This is a genomic window from Paenibacillus sp. PvR133 (assembly GCF_017833155.1).
Classification (GTDB): Bacteria; Bacillota; Bacilli; order Paenibacillales; family Paenibacillaceae; genus Paenibacillus; species Paenibacillus polymyxa_B.
The window spans coordinates 408,486-426,728 of sequence record NZ_JAFIBS010000001.1 but is presented as its reverse complement, the minus strand read 5'-3'; the positions used below and the strand labels follow the sequence as shown (position 1 = coordinate 426,728).

Annotated in this window: 12 protein-coding genes; 9 read left to right on the top strand and 3 right to left on the bottom strand. The window is 42.5% G+C overall.

Annotation, left to right across the window (positions count from 1 at the left end):
- Positions 1-43: 43 nt before the first annotated feature.
- From JOE49_RS01955 to JOE49_RS01930, 6 genes are all read left to right on the top strand, one after another.
- Positions 44-1,282, top strand: coding sequence for a sensor histidine kinase (locus tag JOE49_RS01955; protein WP_028541767.1), 1,239 nt, complete (start codon positions 44-46; stop codon positions 1,280-1,282).
- On the top strand, positions 1,279-1,929 hold the full coding sequence (locus tag JOE49_RS01950; RefSeq protein WP_069080157.1) for a response regulator: 651 nt from the start codon (positions 1,279-1,281) through the stop codon (positions 1,927-1,929). Before JOE49_RS01955 ends, JOE49_RS01950 begins: the two co-directional genes overlap by 4 nt.
- 201 nt (positions 1,930-2,130) lie before the next feature.
- Positions 2,131-3,522: an efflux RND transporter periplasmic adaptor subunit gene (locus tag JOE49_RS01945; protein ID WP_076295680.1), complete on the top strand. Its 1,392-nt coding sequence runs from the start codon at positions 2,131-2,133 to the stop codon at positions 3,520-3,522.
- Positions 3,519-6,629: an efflux RND transporter permease subunit gene (locus JOE49_RS01940; protein ID WP_209940482.1), complete on the top strand. Its 3,111-nt coding sequence runs from the start codon at positions 3,519-3,521 to the stop codon at positions 6,627-6,629. The genes JOE49_RS01945 and JOE49_RS01940 overlap by 4 nt, the downstream gene beginning before the upstream one ends.
- Positions 6,630-6,796: 167 nt before the next feature.
- Entirely contained in the window at positions 6,797-7,258 is a 462-nt protein-coding gene (locus tag JOE49_RS01935; protein WP_160789024.1) for a MarR family winged helix-turn-helix transcriptional regulator, read from the top strand.
- On the top strand, positions 7,245-8,282 hold the full coding sequence (locus tag JOE49_RS01930; protein WP_160789023.1) for a threonine aldolase family protein: 1,038 nt from the start codon (positions 7,245-7,247) through the stop codon (positions 8,280-8,282). Before JOE49_RS01935 ends, JOE49_RS01930 begins: the two co-directional genes overlap by 14 nt.
- Before the next feature lie 222 nt (positions 8,283-8,504).
- On the opposite strand, the gene JOE49_RS01925 is transcribed toward JOE49_RS01930, so the two are convergent.
- Positions 8,505-9,344 carry a helix-turn-helix transcriptional regulator gene (locus JOE49_RS01925; RefSeq protein ID WP_160789022.1) on the bottom strand — a complete coding sequence of 280 codons (840 nt, stop codon included), beginning with the start codon at positions 9,342-9,344 and terminating at the stop codon, positions 8,505-8,507.
- Positions 9,345-9,532: 188 nt separating this feature from the next.
- Here JOE49_RS01925 and JOE49_RS01920 point away from each other — a divergent pair, with 188 nt between their 5' ends.
- Both JOE49_RS01920 and JOE49_RS01915 read left to right on the top strand, forming a co-directional pair.
- Positions 9,533-12,841, top strand: a complete 3,309-nt coding sequence (locus tag JOE49_RS01920; RefSeq protein ID WP_209940481.1) for a pectinesterase family protein — start codon at positions 9,533-9,535, stop codon at positions 12,839-12,841.
- Positions 12,842-13,030: 189 nt separating this feature from the next.
- Complete coding sequence (locus tag JOE49_RS01915) at positions 13,031-14,248, top strand: macrolide family glycosyltransferase (RefSeq protein ID WP_209940480.1); 1,218 nt, start codon at positions 13,031-13,033, stop codon at positions 14,246-14,248.
- Between the two features lie 7 nt (positions 14,249-14,255).
- Here the strand turns inward: JOE49_RS01915 and JOE49_RS01910 are convergent, their stop codons facing one another.
- Positions 14,256-15,482 carry a sugar efflux transporter gene (locus JOE49_RS01910; RefSeq protein ID WP_209940479.1) on the bottom strand — a complete coding sequence of 409 codons (1,227 nt, stop codon included), beginning with the start codon at positions 15,480-15,482 and terminating at the stop codon, positions 14,256-14,258.
- Between the two features lie 162 nt (positions 15,483-15,644).
- Positions 15,645-16,412: an alpha/beta fold hydrolase gene (locus tag JOE49_RS01905; RefSeq protein WP_209940478.1), complete on the bottom strand. Its 768-nt coding sequence runs from the start codon at positions 16,410-16,412 to the stop codon at positions 15,645-15,647.
- A 185-nt stretch (positions 16,413-16,597) separates the two neighbouring features.
- Here JOE49_RS01905 and JOE49_RS01900 point away from each other — a divergent pair, with 185 nt between their 5' ends.
- Entirely contained in the window at positions 16,598-18,190 is a 1,593-nt protein-coding gene (locus tag JOE49_RS01900; RefSeq protein WP_209940477.1) for an alkaline phosphatase family protein, read from the top strand.
- The last annotated feature ends 53 nt before the right edge of the window (positions 18,191-18,243 follow it).

The following is an 18,243-nucleotide window of genomic DNA, read 5'->3' as shown; positions in this document are numbered from 1 at the left end:
CTAATAAGTTGAAAAGCCGAATTCAGAATTGTAGGAGGGAATTATGATTGATGTATTCAATGAACAGATTCAAAATCTAGATCCAGAAATAAGTGAAAGTGAAGGTGAATTTGAGAAGAAAGATATTTCAAAAGTGTTAACTATAATATGGATTTTTATAATTTATAGTGAGTCTGTCATTCTTCAACATTTGTCCAGCGGTCTAAATCTGCCGCAAAGTGTCTTATTCACTGTAATCATCATATTGCACATCCTCTTGTACTTGCATGCTCAAAGAGTTGCAAAATATTTTTCATGGGCTTATTTTGTTGTGCAAGGGGGATTGATCTTTTCAAGTGCATTTCTTCTACCTGAAAGTTTCTCCATTGTACTGGTTGGGTTAATGCCAGTTTTGGTGGGTCAGAGTATAGGCATTTATTACAAGCCGCTTAAGGTTATTCTTGTATTTTTGATCTCCTATGTACTTTTTTGTGTGGCTGTGGTCTGGCATAATGATGGCAAGCAATTTGTGTTGTTCATCCCGCTGTTTTTTCTAATTGCAGTTGTTATAGTAGCTTATGCCGTTCTTTTTCTCAAACAAGTCAAAGCACGAATCCGAACGCAAAACGTTCTTAAAGAACTTGAAATTGCACATCAAAAGGTCGAAGAACTTACAATTGCTAACGAACGACAACGTATGGCCCGTGATCTTCATGATACGCTGGCTCAAGGGCTTGCTGGGCTAATCATGCAACTTGAAGCCATTGATGCCCATCTGACAAAAGGAAGTACGCAAAGAGCTCAGGAGATCGTCCAACAATCGATGTCACAAGTGCGAAGAACATTGTCTGATTCAAGGCGAGCTATAGACAATCTGCGTTCGAAAACCATCTCGGAAGTTGATTTTGCAGAAGCAGTGGAGGAAGAAATACAGCGATTTACAATGGCTACGAGCATTCGTGTAATACGCAACATCAAAATTAAAGCTTCAGTTCCCAGACTGGTGTTCGAACATGGATTGTTTATTATAAGCGAGTGTTTAACCAACGTAGCGAAGCATTCACATGCTAATACCGTATGGATTAATATTTTAGATAACGAAGGCAAGATTGAAATCGAGATTCGCGATGATGGAAAGGGATTTGATACGGATATTATTGCCAAGCAAACAGGGCATTACGGAATAATAGGTATACATGAACGTGTACGGATACTGGGTGGAAAAATCAATATTAGCAGTATATTTCAAGAAGGTACAGCTATAAAAATAGAGGCGCCTCTTACTAAAGGAGACCTATCATGAAATACAAGATTTTAATTGTCGACGATCATTGGGTAGTTAGAGAAGGATTAAAGCTGGTGCTGGAGACCAATGACAGTTATGAGGTTATTGGTGAAGCCGGAGAAGGTGTAACGGCTCTTAAATTGATTGAAGAACTTCAGCCACATGTCATATTGTTGGATTTATATATGCCACAAATGAGTGGTTTGGAAACCATGAAAGCCCTCAGAGAAAAACAAAATGAAACACCAGTCATTATCCTGACGACCTATAACGAAGATGATTTAATGATTAAGGGACTCTCTTTGGGAGCAAAAGGATATTTATTAAAAGATACCAGTCGAGAAAATTTATTTCGCACTATTGAGTCTGCGCTAAGGGGGGAAACGCTGCTTCAGCCAGAAATAACAGCAAGGGTATTCGCTGCCACGAATAAGAGAGAAGCTGAGATAGAGTCACACGAAAGAAACTTAGTTCTGACTGATAAGGAAAAGTATATATTAAAGTCTGTTGCACATGGTTATAAAAGTAAGGAAATTGCGTTTGATATGGGAATTTCCGAGCGTACCGTAAAGGCACATTTAACGAATATTTATAACAAGCTTGGTGTTGATTCCAGATCGGAAGCTGTTGCTGTTTCGCTGGAACGTGGTATTTTACAGCTTTAGAAATAATAACTGAAAATATGTTATTTATTTGCCCAGTCGTACATAAGGTGCTTGCCCCTTTGTACGATTTTTTTGTTTGTTCATTGTTATAACATGAAAAAAGGATGAAAAAGTTTACTTGACCCACGGGTTGCTGATAGCACCTTTAGAAGAGGGAATCAGAGAGGATGACATTAGTTGAAGAGAAAAGGAATCAGAATAATGATTGCAGGGGTTGCATTAGCTATAGTAGCTTCTGGTTGCTCCAGTGCAACGGAGAACTCTGTAACACAAGCCAGTCACCCGGTAAAAGTGGAGAAACTTGCAATGAAACCTTTGACCAATGATTTTAATTTGGCGGGGACATTGCAGGCAAGTAATGAGGCCAATGTTTCCTTTGAAGCGGATGGACGTATATTGAACACCATGGTCGAGGTTGGAGATTCAGTAGAAAAAGGGAGTGTCCTTGCGAAGTTAGATACATCTGCTTATCAGTTACAGCTGGATCGGGCAAAGGCAACCATGGAAAAGGCACAGGCGGGTGTTAGCCAAGCGGAGGCTTCTGTTCAATCGGCACAGGCGGGCATTCATAGTTCACAATCCCAGGTCAATGCGGCCCAATCCAAATTGCAGGAATTGAACAATGGCGCCAAAAAGCAGGAGATTGCACAGTCTCAAAATGCGGTTACTGTAGCAACTAATAATTACAACAAGAAGAAAGCGGATGCCGCACGGTCCCAAAGTCTATTCCAGGCAGGTGCAGTATCCTTAACGGAAAATGAGAATGCACAGTTGGAATTAACGAACGCACAAGAAAGTTTAAGTGATGCGCAAGAGAAATTGTCTCTTTTGCTTGCAGGGGCATCCCAAGAACAACGTGCACAAGCTTCGGCTGGGGTAGATCAGGCTAGAGCAGGGCTGGAGTCAGCTAGGGCTACTAGGCAACAAGGGATAGCCAGCAAAGCCCAGGCGCAGGCTACCTATGAGGATGCACTGGCTGCTTATGAACAGTCATCCTTGTCACTGAAAAAAGCTACTTTAACCTCCCCGATCACTGGTGTTGTGATTGAAAAAAAGATATCTGATGGTCAATTGGGCTCCAGCGGGAGTGAGGCATTTGTTGTCGGAAATATCAAGACTTTAAAAGTACTTCTCCCCGTACCGGACAGTGAAATCTTATCGTGGAAGAAAAACCAAAAAGTAAATATATCTCTCTATGATGAAATCAGAACAGGGACTGTTACCCAGATCTATCCATCGACTAATTCCAAAACGGGGAGCATCAATGTGGAAGTTAGCATTGCCAATCCTGAACTGGATTGGAAGCCTGGTCAAGTCATAAGCGCATCTAAAAGCATGGATCAAAACGAAGCACTTTTAGTGCCCGTAGAGGCCGTAATTAGTACGGGAAATGACCCTTATGTCTTTAAAGCTATAAATGGAAAGGCCGTTAAAACAGTGATTAAACTGGGAAAAGTGACTAATAATCAGCTCGAAGTTGTCTCTGGACTACAGGCAGGCGATCAAATCGTTACGCAAGGAGCAGGCACCTTATTTAATGGTGATTTAATTGGGAATGATGTACTTGGGAAATCGGAGGAGTCGTCCGAATGATTAAATATATCGTTAAAAAGCAGAAAATTACACTCATTTTCTTTGGCATGTGCATTGTGCTAGGGCTCTACAATTTTACATCGTTACCTAAACAGGAGCAGCCCGATGTTATTCCCTTGTCAGCCAGTGTTACAACCATCTATCCGGGCGCCTCACCCGAAAGAATCGAGCAAACCATTACTAAGGTCATGGAACAGAAAATTAAAGCAGTACAAGGTGTCAAAACGATTTCTTCCACTTCATCTAAAGGCCAATCCAGTATAACTGTAGAAGCTTTTGAAGATGCGGACCCGACAAAGGTGTGGGCTGATCTTCGTACAAAGGTACAGGATGCACAGTCCGAGCTTCCAGATGATGCGATGCAGCCTATTATCAATGATAGCATGACAAGCTCTTTCATTGGTTCATATGCGATTACTTCTGATAAAATTGAGAATTTATACTCGTTAAATGAATTGATGAACAAATGGAAGGATCAATTAAAAACGGTTTCGGGTGTTTCGCAAGTTAATATTCAAGGAATACCAGATCAAGAAGTACGAATCAGTTTAGACACACAAAAGATGCAACAATATAACATCTCCTGGGAGCAGGTCGTTCAAGCAATCAAAAATGAGAATGAAAGAGTTCCTACAGGAAGTATGGATTTCAATGAGCGTACTTATCAGCTGACGGTAAATGCCTCTACCGATCCATCTATTCTAAATAACGTCCAGATTTCAAGCAATGACGATGGATTCCCGATATCTCTCAAAGATGTAGGGACAGCCTCACTTGTTTTTAAAAAAGCGGCTAGTTATACGTATGTGAATAACAAGCCTGCTATTTCAATCAGTGTGAGTGGAGATACGGGCACAGACGTGCCAACGGTATCTAAAGCGACAACAGCCAAAATTAATGAACTTGTGAGCAGTTTACCGAAGAATGTGCATTTTGAGCTGCTTTTTGCACAAAATGATCGAGTCAATGAAATGTTTGGAAACCTGACCAAAGAGATGATCATCGCTATTATATCGGTCATTGTTATATGTACATTAGGTTTAAATTTGCTGACTTCTGCATTTGTTGCCTTGGCCATTCCTGTTTCCATCGCCATCGGCTTTATTTTCTTGCCCACAACAGGAATCACGCTGAATCAAATTTCAGTCATCGGATTAATCATTGTGCTAGGGATATTGGTTGATGATGCCGTCGTGGTCAATGACAATATTGAACGCCGACGCACTGAATTTGGGGAAGATGCTACGGAGGCGGCTATTAAAGGGACGAAAGAGGTATCCTTATCGATCATTACAGCTACGCTAGCTACGGTTGCAGCATTTGCCCCGCTTTTATTCCTGCCGGGCACCATTGGTGACTTTATTAAACCGATACCTACCGTTATTTCGTTAACGATGCTGGCTTCCATGATTATGTCGCTAACGATCATTCCTATTTTCCGTCAATGGTACGATCAACGTCGTAAAGGAAAAGAGAGTAGTAAGAAAGTTAAGCCACCTGGACTTCTGGGGAATCAAATCCAGTCTCTATCCAATGTGTACTCTAAAAACTGGATGCCAAGGATCCTGCGACGTCCACTGTTAACAGCGCTTATTGGTCTTATGATGGGTACAGCAGCTTATGGACTACTTGCTGTTGTTCCCATTGAATTATTTCCGGATTCTGATAAAGCGGATGCTACGATCAGCGTAACGATGCCAGAAGGAACGTCGTTGCAGGCAACCAATCAGGTTATTAACGAGATTGGGAGCTGGGTCAAAAAACAGCCAGAAACAGAGCGACTGGCGGCAACGGCAGGTGGAGGAGCACCTCAGCTGTACAGCGATGTTGCAGGTGGTCACGGCTCTGGGGGAGCGGTAAACGGCCAAATTGCTGTCGTTGGAAAAGAGGGGCTATTTGATCTCAAAAAAACAGTGGATAACTGGACCCATACGCTACAAGCTAAATATCCATCTGCATTAATCAGCATTCGTGTTCCCCAATTAGGTATTCCGGTCGGCAGTGCGGTGTCTATCCGTATTAAAGGAGAAGACATGGATAAGCTGCAAAACATGACAACTAAAGTCAAAGAAATTGTTGCGGGGACCCCCGGAGCTGTAGATGTGACCGATAATATGGGTATGCAAAGCTATAATCTGAATTTCCAAATCAATCAGCAAGCCCTGGATAAATATCAGGTTAGCTATTCCGATTTAACGCGTACCTTGTTACTAATGGGTGACGGTGTGAATGTAACGGATTTTGATACGGGTAAAGAATTGCTTGATATAAATGTATATATGAACAAACCAAACAATGATCCTGAGGTATTATTCCAACAATTAAGCGTGAACAATTCGGCAAGGGAGCAAATCCCCTTATCCCAATTAGCCACGATGAAACCGGACTTTTCCATCCAGCAAATCCACCGCTATGATTTGGAACGGACGGTAACGATCTCATCCGATGCAAATGGGCGTACAGCTACAGAACTCACTCAGGACATCCGTAGCAAACTTACCAATACACAGTTTGAGCCAGGCTACACATGGGAGATGGGAGGGGAAACATCCGCGCAGTCCGATATGTTTAAGGATTTGGGCAAATTAGCTGTGATTGTTATTTTTCTTATTCTCCTCTTAATCACCATGCAGTTTTACTCGGTTTCCACACCGCTAATTATTATGACCACTGTTTATCTGGCAGCGGCAGGAGGAATCCTTGGAAGTTTTATTTCAGGGATGCCCATTGGATTCATGAGTATTATGGGTATCATTTCACTTGCTGGTATCGTCGTGCGTAACGGTATTGTGTTAATAGAGTTTATTGAAGATGCGCGGCGTGAAGGCGCTGATTTAACAGACGCGATTCTAATGGCATGCTCTGCCCGTTTCCGTCCGATCTTGCTTACTTCGCTAACTGCGATTGTGGGTATGATCCCCATTGCCACAATAGGGGAGATCTTGTTCAAACCGTTGGCAACGACCATTATTTTCGGACTGATTTTTTCAACTATTTTAACATTGTTTGTAGTTCCAACTCTGTATATGGTCGTAGCTCATCTGAAGCTGAAACGGAAGCATAAGAAGGAAAAGGCTATAAATAGCGATAGCTCAATGACCTTGTAGGTAAATATAGAAAAGAATATACTTCATTTTTCCTTATTATTATGAAATCGTACATTAGACGAGTGTCTTAATGTACGATTTTTTCTTTTGTGATTATTATTTCATTGACAGAGTCCACAAAAATCATTACTATAATTGTTGCAAAAGTCCACTAAATTGGGGGAGTTATGATCAATATAAATGCTAATATTATAGCGGATATGAGGCGTTTTAATCGGTTCTATACGAATATACTGGGTGTTTTAGATAGACATGTGCTGGATAGCGGATATTCCTTTACCGAGGCCCGTGTCATTATAGAGATCGGGTTGATCGAGCCATGTATTGCGAATTCTCTAGTCGAATCTCTTAAAATTGATCGCAGCTATATGAGTAGGATCATTGCTAAATTTTGCAAAGAGGGCTTTCTTGTTAAGGAAAATTCAACGTTGGATAATAGAACAAATCTGATTCGTTTGACTCCTAAAGGAAAGGAGTTCTATAACCAACTGAATGAAAGGTCTGATGAACAAATTCTAAAATTAGTTCAAGGACTTTCAGAAGAAGAGATAAAGGAATTACATGCTTCTATGTTGTTAATTCAGAAGAAATTGGATAATTTGGAGAGGATACAGAATGATACGATTTGAATGCGACTATACCGAAGGTGCTCATGAGCGCATATTAAAGCGACTACTGGAGACTAATGATGAACAAACTCCAGGTTATGGTGTCGACGATCATTGTGAAAAAGCCAGAGCATATATTAAAGAAGCATGTGACTCCCCAAATGCGGATGTACACTTTTTGGTTGGAGGTACACAGACCAATACCACCGTCATTTCTTCTATTCTGCGTCCGCATCAAGGCGTCGTTGCGGCAGTTTCTGGACATATTGCCGTACATGAGACCGGAGCGATTGAAGCTACTGGGCATAAAGTACTTACTTTGCCAAGTGATGATGGGAAAATCCGGGCCGTGCAGGTAAAGGAGCTGTATGACGCTCACTGGAATGATGCCGCTCCTGAGCATAGTGTACAGCCCGGGATGGTTTATATTTCCCAACCTACTGAAAATGGAACGATTTATAGCAAATCAGAGCTAGAAGCATTAAGTAGAGTCTGTCAAGAGTGTGGTTTACCACTGTTTATAGATGGAGCCCGATTAGGCTATGGCTTGGTGGCCGAAGATAGCGATGCATCTTTAGCAGATATAGCACAGCTTTGCGATGTGTTTTACATTGGCGGGACCAAAATTGGAGCCTTGATGGGAGAAGCAGTAGTCATTCTAAATGATACATTGAAAAAAGATTTCCGATATATGATCAAGCAAAAAGGAGGACTGCTGGCTAAGGGAAGAATGTTGGGCATTCAATTTGAAACTTTGTTTGAAGACGGTTTATACGTTGAAATCTCCAAACACGCTATAGATATGGCCATGCTGCTTCAAAACGGATTATCTGAGCAAGGGTTTTCTTTTCAATACCGTTCTACAACCAATCAGCAGTTTCCGATTTTACCAGATCGTATACTAAAGGCATTGAGTGAAAAATATACTTACTCCTTTTGGGAAAAGGTTGATGATACACATAGTGCAGTTCGATTCTGTACCAGTTGGGCTACGAAGAAAGAAAATGTTGAAATGCTGATTCAGGATATTAAAGCATTGCGATAAAGGTCATAGAAAGAGTAATTTATAATTTTAAAGATGGAGAATGACTATGGAATAGCCATACTTCGTTGCATGCATTGCAGCGAAGTATGGTTTTTTTGTGCATTTTACTTATTCCAAAGCGGCTTGTCTTTAGTTCCATGAAAGAGCAAGTGGATATAAAAATGGAAAAACAAGACAAGAGCGGATGTATAAAATCGGCGTCTAATTCTTTACACTGAATATCTACCGAACCTGCTTGCGGTACTGAAGAGGGGAGAGCCCAGTTATTTTTTTGAAGATTTTATTAAAGTGGGAAGCATGACCGAACCCAACTTCCTCTGCAATATGCTGGATTTTGTCTTTGGTGGTTCGAAGTCTTGTTTGGGCCGCTCTGACCCTCACTACGCGGATGTATTCGCTGAAATGAAAACCAGTCAACTTTAGAAAGATACGGCTTAGGTACGCTGGACTAATGAAAAAGCAGGCGGCCACTTGTTCGAGAGTTAACGGTTCATTGTAATGATCCTGAATAAAAGAAGAAATTTCCGTGATTTTCTGATGCATGGGATGAGAGGAAACAGGTTCACTTCGCTCGATCGATTCCGATCGGTGCACCAGGATAAGCATTTCCAACAGTAAATGCTGTACGCAACGGTCATGCAGAGGCTGCTTATTCCTGCATTCGGTATTCATCTGTAGGAATAAACGTTCAACCTCCACTTGCTCTCTCGCAGGTAAGCGAAGCAACGCGGATTGCTGATACGGCGGCAGGTCAAGAATGTCATGATCCTGCTGTGGGAGAAACGTCGGAGAAAAATGAATCAAGATGCGCTCTGTTTCCTGCAATTGCGTACTGGCGGTAGAGTGCAAGTCATGAGGAAGGATGAATATCAGATCTCCCTTGCGAGCGGTGTATACCTTGCCATTCATAAAATAGATGCGTTCGCCTCGCAGTAAGAGATACAGCTCATAGTTCTCGTGGACATGAGGCCGGGGCATAACTGTGAAACCGGTACGATAGATGTGATGAATGGAGAATTGTTGTTCGCCAATGACATATTTATCTTCTTTCATTTCATTCATGTGCTTCTTCCTTTACAAATTAAGATAAGTAAGCGCATTCATATACCAACAGTATATATGACAACCTGCCAATGATAAAAGCAGAAAAGATTGATGAAAGGAGGTGAAGGCGCTTCTGAACGTCTCGGATCGTATTTTTATAAAAATATGCGCTGATGTGGAAGAAAATCTTAGGGAGGAAACAGAATATGAGCAAGCAGCGTACATGGAAAAAGGTGCTATGTAATGTGGTTGTGGGTTCATTGTTGTTGACCTTGTGCCCACCACTAATCCAAGCGGAGCCTGCGGTAGGAACAGAGATCGCAAAGGTGGCAAAAGTGGCGACGGATATTCCGGCGTTTCCGGGGGCGGAGGGTGGCGGTAAATATGTTACCGGTGGACGCGGAGGTGAAGTGTATGAGGTCACCACGCTGGCAGACTACGGCAAAGGGGAACAGATCATACCCGGATCTCTTCGCGCAGCGGTCAGCTCCGATAATCGGACGGTCGTATTCCGGGTGGGTGGAACGATTCATCTCAAGGAGCCACTTAAAATCTTGGGAAACAACCTGACGGTTGCTGGTCAGACAGCTCCTGGCGACGGTATAACTGTAAGCGATTACAAAACAGGGATTGATGCAGATAACGTCATTCTCCGTTACCTGCGTTTCCGATTGACCGACCGTTACCCCAGTGAGGATGACGCGTTAGGGGCCAGATACCATAAAAACATAATGATTGATCACTGTTCCTTTAGCTGGTCGGTGGATGAGGTACTGAGCCTGTATGACAACGTCAATACAACGGTACAATGGTCCATTGCGTCCGAAAGTATGCTAATGACCACTCACCAGAAAGGTCGCCACGGCTATGGCGGCATATGGGGCGGACGAAATTCCACCTATCATCATAACTTGTTGGCTCACAATGCAAGCCGTAATCCGCGTTTTCCAACCGATAAAAAACAAATCGATGCTGTGGAAATGACCAATAATGTCATTTATAACTGGGGGTTTTTCTCTTCGTACGGCGGCGGTGAAGGATCGTATAATGTGCTAAATAACTATTATAAGTATGGCCCCAACACATATCAGGACGTTCGCGGTCAAATCTTTGTGGACGTGGGTAGTAAAAAATATAAAACACGCATCTTTATTGGTGGTAACTACATGTACGGCAATGACTCGGTTACAAAAGACAACTGGCAGCTTGGAACATCCATTGGGTCAATTATTGATCCTTCCACCCGTTTGGCGGAGCCGATTGAAGTTAGAGGGGAATACGACAACGGAATCTCACCAGATGCGTATGGTCCATATCAAGCGACAGATGCACAAACCGCATATACTGAGGTGCTTGCCGGCTCAGGAGCCACGCTGCCAAGAAGAGATGCGGTGGACGCTCGAATTATGAATGATGTGAACAATGGAACGGGTGCGTTTATTAACTCTCCGCGTGAAGCAGGGTGGATTTATGACGATTATAACGTAACGACGACGGAGCTTTCTGACAGTGACCATGATGGAATGCCAGATGAATGGGAACGTGCCAATGGGCTGGACCCCAATAATGCAGATGACCGTGACGGTCAGGGGCTTGCCGGTACAGGGGCGTATGCTCATTTTGCCAAGGGTTATACGAATCTTGAGGTCTATTTAAATGATCTTATTGAGAAGCTAGCGAATGGAAATGAGGTGGATAATCCAGAGGCCGTCGTTCAGGTGTCGGATGCAAACGGACGTTCACTAAAGCATAACGATATTTTGGAAGCAGGCCGGGATGCGACCATAACAGCAACAGCCAAGGACAAAGATGGTATTGCTCACGTTGAATTTATCATTGACGGCAAACTTGTTGGTAAAGTAGAGACCGCACCTTATCATCTCGATTGGAATCATGTAACAGATGGTACCCACAATATTATTGTACGGGTGACCGACCGCAAGGGGACTGCTGTATTTTCCAATCCTGTTACCATTCACGTCAATACGACTGCGCCATCGGGAAGTTGGCTCAGCGAAGAGATTGGCTCTGAGGGCAACGATGGTTATATAAAAGGGCATACTCAGGTCTTAAAAGAAGATGCAAGCGGCAGCAGCATACGACTGAAGTCAGCGGGAGACGTTGACGGTAAGGCAGATCTTTTCCATTATGCTTATCAAAAATGGGAAGGTGACACTGAGATCACAGCCCGTGTGGAACAAATTACCCCGGTGGATGATAATGCCGAAGCGGGTGTAATGATTCGTGAATCGCTGAAGCCTGGATCAAAAATGGCTTTTATGTCTTTAGCATTTGTTAAATATGGCAAACAGGGTATTCTTATCAGTCGTGATCAAACCGATGGTAAGACGAAACGCGCGTCAATGGAGGCTTTTATTACAACGCCATATTCGGTTCGTCTTGTACGACAAGGACAAAAGGTTACCGGCTGGGTATCCGCAGATGGTGTGACGAACTGGGAGAAGGTTGGTGAAACTGTTATAGATGTGCCGGAAAATCAGCCGTTATTGTTCGGGTTGGCTACCGATGCATCCAAACAACAAAACGATGTATGGAATTACAATACGTCGGAATTCAGCAATGTCACCATCCGCAACCTGACAGACTCAGGAGGAACTCATCCCACTAGTGTGGTGGTAGCGACCTATGGCCCTGCTGACTTTAGATCTCTTCAGGCAGCTATTGACGCAGTCCCTGACGACAGCAACACAAGGACAGTTATCCATCTCAAAAACGGTACGTATCGTGAAAAAATAAAGGTGAATTCCTCCAAAAAAAATCTGAGCATTATCGGAGAAGATCGCGACAAAACGATCATTTCTTTTGATGATACGGCCAAAACCGTGGTGGACGGAAAAGAATTAGGAACAAGCAACAGCTATACAATGCGTGTGCAAAGTCCCGATTTTGTGTTGGAGAATGTCACGGTTGCCAATACAGAAGGAACTGGGCAGGTGCAGGCTGTAGCGTTATATGCCGAAGGCGATCGTGGTAAGTATCACAATGTCAAAATTACCGGCCTACAGGATACGTTGCTTGTGAACCGTGGCAGACAGTATTTCAAGGACAGCTACATCAGTGGCAGTGTAGATTTTATATTTGGCAATGCACCTGCCGTGTTTGATAATTCGATCATACACAGCCTGCGTGCTGGATATGTGACAGCAGCTTCAACAGAAGAGAACAAGCCGGGCTTTGTATTTATTCAATGTCGGCTGACAACAGAAAATGGCTTGACAGGCAAGGTGGATCTCGGACGGCCATGGCGCCCTTACGCTCATGTTACTTTTTTGAAGACCTATATGGATGACCATATCAAGCCGGGCGGCTGGAACAATTGGGGCAAGGAATCCAATGAGCAGACCGCAAGATTTGGAGAGTTTGACAACTTTGGGCCAGGTGCAGAAAGTAGCGGGCGTGTACCTTGGGCCAAACAGCTTACCGCCGATGAAGCAAGCCAGTACACCGTTGAAGCTGTTCTGAGCGGGACAGACCATTGGGATTGGCGTCTTTAAATTTGATGTTCAATGGTTAAGCGGGGCAAGCGCTTCTAGCGTTCAGCCTCGCTTATTTCTATAGTTTGAGTAGAGGATACATACTTAATTTTCGGTGTTGAAAATACTTGTTTATATGGTAAATGTTTGCTATGTTAAAAGTGCATTTATTTCAAATTGTAATTTATTATTGATTTGGAGGTGTAAGGTATGGCACGTGTGTTAGTAGTGATCACGCCTGCTGAAGGCCATGTTAATCCGACACTAGGATTAGTGAAAAGGTTGGTAGACAGTGGGGAGGATGTTGACTATGTGTGTACGGAAGAATATCGTACGAGAATTCAACAGACAGGAGCACAGATGATCACCTACCCTTTTGTTGATGATGCTTTTTCTAAAGACTCTGATTTAAAGCCAGCAGAATACAAACATCATTATCAATTTGTGTACATGATGGTAAAAGGTATGATTCTTCCGATTATTCCAGAGGTTTTGAGAGTTATTGAAAATAGAACCTATGATTATTTAATCTATGATTCTTTGATGGGCTGGGGAGGCACGATTATTGCAGAGAAGCTAGGAATCCCTGCTGTGTGCTCTATCGCTTCTTTTGCTTTCGTAGAGCCGTTGGGATCGGGACAAGGCATGAATGACAATGATCCGGAGGTGAAAAAGTTGTACACGGCTACGATGCAAATAACGCATCAACTAGCTAATGAGCTTCAGGTTGACGCTCCGGCTATAGAAGAGATTGCTCCTCATGGCGGGCGCTTAAGAATAGTTTATACAAGCCGATATTTTCAACCGCAAGCCGAAAAACTGGATCACAGTTTTATTTTTACAGGTCCTTCTATTGTACCGCGTAAAGATGCTCCATCTTTCCCGTTCGAACAACTTCGTGTTCTGCATCCACAGGCGGTTTACATTTCAATGGGTACTATATTGAATAAAGACTTAGAATTTTATAAGCTTTGTTTTGCAGCATTTCGCGATTTGCCTGTGCAGTTTGTGCTGTCTTCAGGCAATTATACAGACATGGAGCCATTGGCCCCGTGTATCCCTGACAATTTTATAATCAAGCCTTATATTCCGCAATTGGAAATGCTTCAGCATGTGGACGCTTTTGTTACACATGCGGGGATGAACAGTACAAGTGAAGCCCTATATTACAATGTACCGCAGGTCATGATTCCTTTAACATCGGATCAGCCGATCGTAGCCAGTCGGGTGCAGGAACTGGGAGCGGGTGTTGTTGTGGATAAAAATGAGCTTACACCCGCTAGTTTGAGAGCTGCCTTATTAGAGGTATTGAGTCATCCAACCTATAAAGAACAGGCTCGTGTGATCGGCGAATCATTACGCCAGGCTGGTGGGTACAGACATGCGGCAGATACAATTATGAGTCATTTCTCCACCATAGAAAAATAAGCGCAGTCTATATACTGTGATTCCTTTCTTTTAAAGCAGCAGATTTTTCAAACTCTAATTTCTTCGAAATTGCCAGGAGACCAAGGGAGCAGATGATTAGGGCCAAACATACCCAATAGGTGTTTCGGTAACCAATCCATTGAGCGGTTAATCCGCCCATCAAGCTCCCTACCAGTCTTCCGATGGTTGTCGCATTGGAATATAGCGTCGATGCGTACCCTGGAAGAGAGGGCAACAAATCCTGCATGTAACTAATGCCAATGGCAGAAATCACTGCAACAAAAAAGGCTAGAAGAAGCTGCCCCACGAATAGCTGCCACATCTCCGTAGACATAATAACAAGGATATAATAGACAACTCCTGTTAATGCCCCTAAAGATACAAGCAAACGGTTGGAGTATTTAGCTGCTAGTACGCCTAGCATGAGCATCAAGGGGATTTCTAAAATGGCGCAAATACTGGATACTAGAGCAACGTCACTCGTGTCACCTTTTAAATTGTGAATGATGAACAAAGAAATATTTAAACTGTTCATCCAGTGAGACGTATAGAGCAGAGTAAGAACTAAAAAGGGGATCAGAATCTCAATATTTTTATGTAATGTAATGTGATGAAGTGAAAGTTGATTCTTATGTTTAAGCTGAGCGGGAGGCTGCTGGATAAAAAAGAATAAAAGAACAGCAATAAGAACAAAAATAGAGGTCGTTCCCATAAAGATACCCTTAAAGCCCGTATGTGCAATCAAAAAGGAACCAAAAAGCGGCCCGGTAATAAAGCCAAGAGAAAACATAGACCGAAGCGTTGAATTAGCAAAGGCGTGATCCGCAGATTTACTGCGATCTACTGCTTCACGTGCACTGGCAAATAACTGCGGCATCCCAGGAGCACCAATGGCCGTAAAGATCGTCATATAAACAAAAAGTACATAAAAATTTTGGATTACAAGATATCCTGCAAATGCTACGGCATTAAATAACGTACAAATCACCAAAATTTGTTTACGATCTAATCCGGTATCAGAACGTTTGGCAATCAGAGAGCTTATCCATATGCCACAAATCAAAGTCACCGCTGTAAACACACCAAAGGTTCCCACAGATACGCCAAGTGTACTTGTAAAATATACAGCTAAGAAAGGTGCGCTGATGGATATAGCCATGCCTTGCAATAACATGCAGATCATGAACAATGGGTAGTTAGGGATAACGAAAAGATTTTGAATACGCTTTAGCATTTCTTTTTTACACCCCTTCGGATTTAGTAGCAGAAACATTTCTATCCTTCTTAAACTATATATGATTTTAGTATAAAATGTATATTCACATGGGATAAAACTATATTTTTAGAGTGGATGCATAGGTGTATATGGATTTATTCGTAGGGTTGGCCTCAGTGGTTAAAAGCGATCTACGAACTGCTTGATCAGTTCATTCAATAATCTGACGGCCTTCGTAGGAAGGCGATGATCAGCTTTCTTAAGGAAAACCAGCTCACTATTTGGTAATTGTTGATGCAATATTTTGGCATAGGGATGAAAGTGCTTATCTTCTTCACCATAAACGAGCAGGACAGGAAGCTGGATTTCCTTGAGCCGAGAGGTGCAGTTGTACTTCAAGCTGTAACGGTAATATTGTTCGACATTCCTGGGATTTCCCTGCTTCGCATCGTTGAATAACTTACGGAACAAAGATAGCTGTTTCGTTTGTGACCAAGCAATAGAAAGGGCAAGCGTACCGACTGCGCCGATTTTGGAAAGAGCAATGCCCAAAGAAATTTTGTTTCTTAGTCGCCATTCGTTTACTTCCGACATTCCACTGATAACAATTCCTCCCCATGCCCGATCTGGATAAGTCAAGAGGAACTCAAGTACTATCGAGCCTCCGGTAGAATATCCACACAAAAATACTTTATCTAAGCTCATCCGGTCCATCAAATGTTTAATATCCAGGGCGATGAGAGGATAAGTAACCGTTTGTTCGGAAGGCTGACTTTTACCGTGTCCTCTGATATCAAAAGCTATAGTTCGAAAATCGGATGATAACTCTTGGAATTGGTATGTAAAATTTAAGCTTGTGAGTACTGGAGGGTGAATGAATAGGATGGCCATTCCTTCACCAGAATCCATGTAATGCATAGAGTATTCGTTTATGTTTGTAGTAGCCATGGTTATGCTCCCTCCCTGAATGGTTTGATCTTAAATTTGGCCTATTAGATCCAAAAAATTCATGGAGGCGTAACTTTAATTGCTTGTATGAAATACCTTTGTCCCGATGATCCAATACAGGAATAATATTTTTAGTACAAGAAAAAAATAAGAGGATCAAGTTTTTCTAAGAAAGGGACACATACATGGGCATGAAAAATAAAGTTACCATAGCACTAGTGCTAAGTTTATTGTTGATGATCTTGGGCTGTAGAGCGGACTCCAGTCAACAGCTAAAACAACAAAGTGTGAAGTCACCTATCATAGTAAATCAAATGGGCAAAAAACCTGTCATTGTGATCTTGATTGATTCATTAATGGATAAGCCTTTGCAAGATGCGATTCAAGAAGGCCGTGCACCCGCGATGCAATATCTCCTTCATCAAGGGCAATATTTCCCGCAAGTAGTGAGTTCATTTCCCACGATGTCTGTGACAATCGACAGTACATTATTAACGGGAACGTATGCCGACCAACATCATGTGCCCGGACTCGTTTGGTACAGCGACCAAAAGAAACGCATGATTCTCTACGGCAATGGTGCCAAAGAAGCCTTGAAGATAGACCAACTGCAAGTATTCTTAGACGCAATTTACCAATTAAACCAAGTTCATTTGAATAAAAAAACGAAAACCATACATGAGGAATTGGCTGACAAAGGAAAAGAATCCGCGTCCATCAATGCTATTGTCTTCAGAGGGAAAACGAAACATGCCTTAAAAGTGCCTGACTTCATAGCGAATAGCAGCAGGGTGCCAGAAAAAATGATAGTAACAGGGCCTAAATGGTTATCTTATGCAGCTTTGGCACAATTGAATCCGAAAAATAGCTGGAATACTCCTTTGTGGAAAAAATTTGGGATGAACGACGAATTTTCCGCAAAAGATACCGCTTTTCTAATAAGCCAGAAGAAACTTCCAGACGTAACCATCACATACTTTCCAGAGAATGATAATTTGGCGCATAGAAAGGGCCCGACTCAACTGGAGGGAATCGAAAAAGCGGATCAAGCACTGCAAACTGTGTTGAATGCATATGGTTCGTGGGAACAGGCTGTAAACAATGCGACATGGATTGTCATGGGTGACAGTGCGCAAAGCGCTATTTATAATGATCGACAGGTAGCAACGGTTGATTTAAAGTCGCTTTTGAATCATTACCGGATTGCAAAATTAAATCAACCAGTAAGAAACGATGACCAAATCGTGATTGCCGCTAATGAACGGATGGCCTATATCTATGCAATAAACGATAACGTAGAGCTATCCGATGTGGTGAAGTCTTTACAAAAGGAGAACAAGCTCGACATTATCGCTATGAAAGATGGTACAAACCATATTCATGTTACAAAGGGGAAAAATGGTGGCCTGTTTTCTTATCGTCCCGGTGGGAAATTGACCGATGAATATGGACAATCATGGACATTATCGGGTCAAACAAATCTAGTGGATATTACGATAAACAACAACCGGATCAAATATGGAAAATATCCAGACGTTTTGGCGAGGTTACACGGGGCAATGAATTCACATGAAGGAAGATATGTTGTCGTCACGGTCCAACCCGGATATGAACTCGTCGGTGAAAGTTCTCCCACCCACATCGGTGGAGGTGCTCATGGATCGCTGCACGAAAAGGATTCCCTTGTCCCATTAATTATTTCCGAAACGAATACACGCCCCAAAACACTGCGAATTGTGGATATAAAAGACTGGATTCTGCAATTGGTAAACGAATAAGTATTATTCGGTTCTTGATATTAAGATTGAACTCCATTAGCATATAAGCATGT